The 6,923-nt window shown below is 59.6% G+C and carries 5 protein-coding genes and 2 pseudogenes; 6 read left to right on the forward strand and 1 reads right to left on the reverse strand.

Annotated elements, in window-relative coordinates:
* The first annotated feature begins 64 nt into the window (after nucleotides 1-64).
* The 6 genes and pseudogenes from CW267_RS15945 (at nucleotide 65) to CW267_RS15970 (ending at nucleotide 6,444) form a co-directional block, all read left to right on the forward strand.
* On the forward strand, nucleotides 65-979 hold the full coding sequence (locus CW267_RS15945) for a LysR family transcriptional regulator (RefSeq protein ID WP_023322523.1): 915 nt from the start codon (nucleotides 65-67) through the stop codon (nucleotides 977-979).
* 137 nt (nucleotides 980-1,116) lie between these two features.
* Nucleotides 1,117-1,548, forward strand: coding sequence for a MarR family winged helix-turn-helix transcriptional regulator (locus tag CW267_RS15950; protein WP_008805105.1), 432 nt, complete (start codon nucleotides 1,117-1,119; stop codon nucleotides 1,546-1,548).
* Nucleotides 1,548-3,200: pseudogene (locus tag CW267_RS15955) on the forward strand (MFS transporter). The gene CW267_RS15950 and the pseudogene CW267_RS15955 overlap by 1 nt, the downstream one beginning before the upstream one ends.
* Nucleotides 3,201-3,228: 28 nt before the next feature.
* Nucleotides 3,229-4,314 (forward strand): HlyD family secretion protein, encoded by a 1,086-nt coding sequence (locus CW267_RS15960; RefSeq protein WP_100781174.1) that lies wholly within the window; start codon nucleotides 3,229-3,231, stop codon nucleotides 4,312-4,314.
* Nucleotides 4,311-5,681 carry an efflux transporter outer membrane subunit gene (locus CW267_RS15965; RefSeq protein ID WP_100781175.1) on the forward strand — a complete coding sequence of 457 codons (1,371 nt, stop codon included), beginning with the start codon at nucleotides 4,311-4,313 and terminating at the stop codon, nucleotides 5,679-5,681. The genes CW267_RS15960 and CW267_RS15965 overlap by 4 nt, the downstream gene beginning before the upstream one ends.
* A gap of 103 nt (nucleotides 5,682-5,784) precedes the next feature.
* Nucleotides 5,785-6,444, forward strand: a complete 660-nt coding sequence (locus CW267_RS15970; protein ID WP_032754220.1) for an O-methyltransferase — start codon at nucleotides 5,785-5,787, stop codon at nucleotides 6,442-6,444.
* Between the two features lie 100 nt (nucleotides 6,445-6,544).
* On the opposite strand, the pseudogene CW267_RS15975 reads toward CW267_RS15970, so the two are convergent.
* Nucleotides 6,545-6,923: pseudogene (locus CW267_RS15975) on the reverse strand (hypothetical protein); the annotation flags it as partial.

Here is a 6,923-nt window from a genome sequence, read left to right on the forward strand (position 1 = left end):
TACTTCCCTTTTACATTGATAACAATTAATCTATTCCGAACGCGGTGTTAGCTGGAAATTAACAATGAAAACCTTGCCGGATTTGCAACAAATTGAAATATTAATACTCATAGTGAAACATGGCAGTTTTCGCCAGGCCGCCAGGGCATTAAATCTTTCACCACCGGCCCTCACCAGCGCTATTAATCATCTGGAAGAAAAGTTAGGCGTACGCCTGCTGAATCGCTCGACGCGCAGTTTGTCATTAACTACCGTGGGTGAGGAATTTCTTAATAATATGACGCCGGTGGTCAATGATTATCGCCGGGTGGTTGACAGCCTGAATTATCATCGCCTGACGCCGGAAGGCGTGGTGAAAGTCAATTTACCGCGTATTGTTCTTGACCTGTTTTTTCAACACTATTTTATTGCCTTTAAAACCGCCTATCCCGATGTAACGCTCGAACTGTATACCACCGATCGGAAAGTCAATATTATTGAGTCCGGTTTTGACGCCGGTATTCGCTATTCGCAGGATGTGCCCAAAGATATGATTGCCATCCCCTTTGGCGAGAAGCTGTCGCTGATCCCGGTGGCCAGCCCGGCCTATATCCGCGAGGCCGGCGAGCCCGACACCCCGCAGTCGCTGGTCAACTTCCGCTGCATCAACCGCTGTTTTCCCAGCGGTGAAAAGTACCGTTGGGAGTTTATTAGCCCCAGCGGTGAGCCCAGTGAAGTTTCGGTCAGAGGCGATCTGGTCGTTGATTCCGATACGGCGATGATCCAGGCGGCGGAGAGCGGATTAGGCATCGCCTTTGTCTATCAGTCGCTGGTGACGCAGCAGTTGAGCGCGGGCAGCCTGGTCCGTTTGTTACCCGACTACCACTATCCTGCCGACCATTTCTGCGTCTACTACCCGAGCCGGAAACATATTCCGGTGCCGCTGCGGGCCTTTATCACCTGGGTCATGGCGCAGAATAAGAGCATCCTCAGTGAGTAGAGGGTTCGCGGGTTAACCCATCGCTATTAGCCACAATAAACGCACATACCGTTAACCAATTTTTTTCCTTCGCCTTGAATTATGGCGGTCGCCCGACATAAACTCGTTAGAGCTCTAACGATATTGACAGACGACCTATGGACAATCGACAGCTTAACTTCTCCCATCTTTTATACCTCACCGCCCATCACTGGCGGCTGGCGGTCAACCGTCGGCTAAAGGACCTTGGCCTGAGCCAGGCCAGTTGGGTGGCGGTCGCGGCCATTGCCCGCCAGCCACAGCCGCTGTCGCAAAGCGAACTGGCGCAGGAGCTGGGGGTAGAGAGTCCGACCATTGTGCCGCTGATCAACAGGCTGGTCGCCCTCGGCCTGGTGGAGCGTGTCACGACCGCCAGCGATAAACGTAAGCGGCTGCTGGTCGCCACCGAGCAGGGAATGGCGCTGTATGAGCAGGTCAAAACGGTGGCGGACGATCTGCGCGAAGAGATCCTGACGGCGATTACCCCGCAGGAGCGGGAGCAAACTCAGCGGGTGCTGGAAAAACTGCTGCGCGAAGTGGAGAAGAAATAATGCCCCGTCGCCAGGATAACCCCTATGCCCCGCATGACTGGGCGCCGCATGAAAAACCAGCCCTGCTTGGCTCGCCCTCGACGCCGCTGCACAGTCCGCAGAAACGTCTCGCCTATGGCGTGGTCGGCCTGCTGGTGTGCCTCACCGGCGCGCTGGGCAACGCGGTGGTCACCGCCAACCTGCAGCTGCTGCAGGGCACCTTCGCCGCCTGGTCGACCGAGATCGCCTGGCTGCCGGCGGTGTACGTCATGACCAACGTCTCCATCAACCTGCTGCTGGTGAAATTTCGCCAGCAGTTTGGGCTGCGCGCCTTTACCGAAGGCTTTCTGGTGCTCTATGTGCTGGTCACCTTTTTCCACCTGTTCGTCAACGATCTCAGCTCGGCGATGATGGTCCGCGCCGCCCACGGCATGGTGGCCGCAGCGCTCAGCTCGCTGGGGATCTACTACCAGGTGCAGGCCTGGCCCGCACGCCACCGCCTGAAAGGGCTAACCATCGGCATCACCGGCTCGTCGCTGGCCATTCCGCTGGCGCGTCTCTTTTCCACCGAACTGCTGCAGATCGATGAATGGCGCGGCCTTTACTTCTTTGAACTGGGGCTGGCGCTGGTGTCGCTGGCCTGCGTCATCGCGCTGAAACTGCCGCCGAGCGATCGTAAAAAGGTGTTCGAGAAGAAGGATTTTATCACCTTCTTTCTGCTGGCGCCCGGCATGGCGCTGGTGTGCGCCGTGCTGTCGCTGGGGCGGCTCGAGTGGTGGTTTGAAGCGCCGTGGATCGGCTGGTCGCTGGCGGCAGCGGTGGTGCTGATCGTCGCCGCTATCGCCTTTGAGCATAACCGCAGCAATCCCCTGCTCAATACCAAGTGGCTCTCCAGCGGCAGCATCGTACGCCTCGGCCTGATTATGCTGCTGATCCGCATCGTGCTGGCGGAGCAAAACACCGGGGTCATCGGCTGGTTGCAGTACGTTGGTCTGCAAAACGAACAGATGACTAACCTCGCATGGTCAATTTTCGCCGGCATTCTGTGCGGGATCATCGCCAGTTGTCTGACGCTCAACCCGCAGAAGCTCTACTGGCCGACCGCCACCGCCCTGGCGCTGATCATGGTAGCCTCGCTGCTCGACAGCCAGTCCAACGCCCTCACCCGTCCGGAACAATTAATGTTCAGCCAGTTTTTACTCGGCTTCGGCAGCGCCTTCTTTCTGGCCCCGGCGATGCTCGCCGGCATTGGCGGCGTGTTTGCCGATCCGCGTAACCTGGTCAGCTTCTCGGTGCTATTCGGCATGAGCCAGAACATCGGCGGCCTGCTGGGGTCGGCGATCCTCGGCACCTTCCAGACCTGGCGGGAAAAATTTCACTCCAGCCAGCTGGCGGACCAGATCACCACCCTGAACCCGCTGATCGTCGAGCGGCTGCAGCAGTATAGCCAGATGTATCAGAGCCAGATCGGCGACAGCACCCTGCTTAACGTTCAGGCCACCACCCTGCTGCAAAACGCCGCGACGCTGCAGGCCAATATTCTCGCCTGGAATGACACCTACCTGCTGACGGCGGCCATCTCCGCCGGCACATTAGTGTGGGTTTTCTGGCGCTTAATTCGCTTACGACTGACCGCCCGTATCGCCTTAAAACGCGCCACCGGCAGCAAATAATTATCATCATTTCATCTCTGGAGTCGTTATGAGTCAGCAGGATGCGGCCAAACAACAGGCCAACACCCGGAACAACATTCGCGTGGTCTCCATTTTTACCGCCGCAGCGATAGGCCTCGTCGGCGTATTAGTGATCCTCTACGCCTGGCAACTGCCGCCGTTCACCCGGCATAGCCAGTTTACCGATAACGCCTATGTGCGCGGGCAGACCACCTTTATCAGCCCGCAGGTCAACGGCTACATCACCGCCGTCAACGTCAAAGATTTCGCAATTGTCCAGCCGGGCGAGGTGCTGTTCCAGATAGACGATCGCATCTATAAGCAGCGGGTGCATCAGGCCCAGGCTACCCTGGCGATGAAGGAGGCCGCGCTGCGCAACAATCTGCAGCAGCGCAAAAGCACCGAGGCGACGATCGCCAAAAATGAAGCCGCGCTGCAAAACGCCCGCGCGCAGAATCTGAAAATCCAGGCCGATTTAAAACGGGTACAGGAGCTGACTGCCGATGGTTCGCTGTCGATCCGCGAGCGTGATTCGGCGCGCGCCAGCGCGGCGCAAGGGGCTGCGGATATTGAACAGGCGAAAGCGGCGCTGGAGATGTCGCGCCAGGACCGTGAATCGACCATCGTCAATCGCGATTCGCTGGAAGCCGACGTGGCCAGCGCCAAAGCCGCCCTCGAGCTGGCGCAGATCGACCTGCAGAATACGCAGATCATCGCCCCCACCGGCGGCCAGCTGGGGCAGATCTCGGTACGTCTTGGCGCCTACGTCAGCGCCGGAACCCATCTGACCTCGCTGGTCCCGCCGCAGCACTGGGTGATCGCCAACCTGAAAGAGACCCAGCTTGCCGAGGTGCGTATCGGCCAGCCGGTCACCTTCACCGTCGACGCGCTCAACGGTGAGCGTTTCCATGGCAAGGTGCAGAGCATCTCCCCGGCGACCGGGGTGGAATTCAGCGCCATCTCACCGGACAACGCCACCGGCAACTTCGTCAAGATCGTCCAGCGGATCCCAGTGCGCATTACGGTCAACGACGGGCAGAAGTACAGCGAACACCTGCGTCCCGGTATGTCGGTGCAGGTGACCATTGATACCCGCGCGGAGAAACAGCCATGATCCGCCCGGTCACCCTTGCCCTCGCCCTGGCGCTGGTCGGCTGTCAGTCCGCCGACGTGCAGCGGGCGCAGCCGACCCTGACCATCCCTGCCGCCTGGCGGGCCGACGTTGGCCCTGCCAGCCCGGTGGAAGGCGTCTGGTGGCGTAATTTCCATGACAGCACGCTCAATCAGTATGTCGACCGGGCGCTGCGCTATAACAGCGATGTGCTGATCGCCCGGGAGCGGGTGAATGAGTATCAGGCGCGGGCCTATGCCGCCGACAGCAGCCTTTTCCCCTCGCTGGACGCCAGCCTGAGCGGTACCCGCGCCCGCGCGCAGTCCGCCGCCACCGGCCTGCCGATCCATAGCACGCTGTACAAAGGCGGCCTGACCGCCAGCTATGATGTTGATATCTGGGGCGCCAACCGCAGCGCGGCCAGCGCCGCCGGAGCCAGCCTCGAGGCGCAAAAAGCCGCTGCAGCCGCGGCCAATCTAAGCGTCGCCAGCTCGGTGGCCGTCGGCTACGTGACCCTGTTGTCGCTGGATGAGCAGCTGCGGGTTACCCAACAGACGCTGAAATCACGGGAAGACGCGTGGCGCCTGGCGAAGCGTCAGTTTGAAACCGGGTATACTTCACGCCTTGAGCTGATGCAGGCAGATTCGGAGCTGCGCTCAACGCGGGCGCAGATCCCGCCGCTACAGCACCAGATTGCGCAGCAGGAAAATGCGCTCAGCGTGCTGCTGGGTGATAACCCCGGCGCGGTAAAACGCGGCGAGTTCGCCCAGCTCACTCCGCTGCGTCTGCCGTCGCAACTGCCGTCCACCTTACTCAACCGCCGCCCGGATATCGTACAGGCTCAGCGTCAGCTGGTGGCCGCCGATGCCACCCTGGCCTCGTCGCAGGCGCAGTTGCTGCCGTCTATCAACCTCACCGCTACCGGCAGCCTGCAGGATCGTACACTGCCGGACCTGCTGGACAACCCGCTGCGGCTGTGGAGCGTCGGCGGCAGTATTCTGGCGCCGCTGCTTAACCGCCAGGCGTTAAATGCCCAGGTGGATGTCTCCATGGCCCAGCGCAACCAGGCGCTCTATAGCTACGAGAAAACGGTGCGCGGCGCGTTCAAAGAGGTGAATGACAGCCTTGACGCCATTAGCCGCTACGGCGAACAGCTGGCCGAACTGCAGGGGCAGGTGGCGGTGGCGGAGGAAACATTGCGCATTGCGCAGAATCGCTACCGTAACGGCTACTCTTCGTATCTGGATGTGCTCGATGCCCAGCGAACGCTGTTCTCCACCCAGCTTAGCGTAGTGCAGGTGAAGAACAACCTGCTGCTGGCGCAGATCGATCTTTACCGGGCGCTGGGAGGCGGCTGGATGAACGCGTGAATCCCCTGTGCGCGCCGGTCCACAACCGTGGAGAGCGCAGAAACCCATATTCAGGCCGGTGTAGCGCAGCGCTACCCGGCAACAACCACCAGGGAGTCAATCTATGCAACAACAGTGGTCTGCCGTCGATAATTTCATGATTTCTTCGCTTATTCCTGAAGATGACATACTGAGTCAGGTACTGGAAAACAACAAACGCGCCGGGCTACCTGAACATGATGTTGCGGCCAATCAGGGGCAACTTCTGGCGCTGTTGGTGCGCATAACGCAGGCGCGGCGGATCCTGGAAATTGGCACGCTCGGCGCCTATAGCGCTATCTGGATGGCGCGCGCGCTGCCCGCCGACGGAAAGCTGATTACCCTCGAGGCCGATCCTGGCCATGCCGGGGTGGCGCGCCAGAATATCCGCCTTGCGGGGCTAAACGAGCGCATTGAACTCATTGAAGGACCGGCGCTGAACACGCTGGAAAATTTCGCGAATGTGCAGCCGTTCGACCTGATCTTTATTGATGCCGATAAACCTAATAATCCTCGCTATCTGGAGTGGGCGCTGCACTATTCGCGCCCCGGGACGCTGATCGTGGGCGATAACGTGGTGCGCGATGGCGAAGTGATTAACGGACAAAGCGATGATGCGCGCGTGCAGGGCGTGCGTCGGTTTATCGAAATGATCGGGGATAACCCGCGGCTCACTGCCACCGCGCTGCAGACGGTGGGCATCAAGGGATGGGATGGGTTTACGCTGGCGCTGGTGAATGGGTAAGATCCGGGCGGCCTGATGCCCTCATCCCGGCCCTCTCCCCCAGGGAGAGGGAGAAAACCCGCGCCGGGACGCGTCACCAGCGGCATTCGTCCGCTGACGATCATTGGGGATAATACGTATACTGATAGTGCAGAGACGCGTCGCTTTTTCCGCCGTATCCTTCATGCTCGCCATATTCCCCGGTACAGTTCCCCTCGGGGTCCCAGCCTAAACAGCGCGACTGGTGTTTTGTACTATACGTGGTGGTTCTTTCCTCGGATAACCACCGCCCTTTTTCATCCCAACGCAGCGTCGTGGTCGCATCCGAGTCGGCAATGCGGCTTAAATGCCCTTCCGCGTAGCGATAATTGACAACAAGCATTGCCATCATGCCGCCATTGACCGTTTTACGCGCCAGCCGATGGCGGTCGTCATAGTGATAGGTGGTTGTGCTCATGGCTTTGGGCGGTTGCTGCGACACGAGTAGATTATCTGAACGT

This window comes from Klebsiella sp. X1-16S-Nf21, from assembly GCF_002837615.1.
GTDB classification, from domain to species: Bacteria; Pseudomonadota; Gammaproteobacteria; order Enterobacterales; family Enterobacteriaceae; genus Klebsiella; species Klebsiella variicola.

Coding starts and splice junctions, on each gene's coding strand:
- CW267_RS15945 (WP_023322523.1), top strand. CDS start 65: ATGAAAACCTTGCCGGATTTGCAACAAATTGAAATATTAATACTCATA.
- CW267_RS15950 (WP_008805105.1), top strand. CDS start 1,117: ATGGACAATCGACAGCTTAACTTCTCCCATCTTTTATACCTCACCGCC.
- CW267_RS15960 (WP_100781174.1), top strand. CDS start 3,229: ATGAGTCAGCAGGATGCGGCCAAACAACAGGCCAACACCCGGAACAAC.
- CW267_RS15965 (WP_100781175.1), top strand. CDS start 4,311: ATGATCCGCCCGGTCACCCTTGCCCTCGCCCTGGCGCTGGTCGGCTGT.
- CW267_RS15970 (WP_032754220.1), top strand. CDS start 5,785: ATGCAACAACAGTGGTCTGCCGTCGATAATTTCATGATTTCTTCGCTT.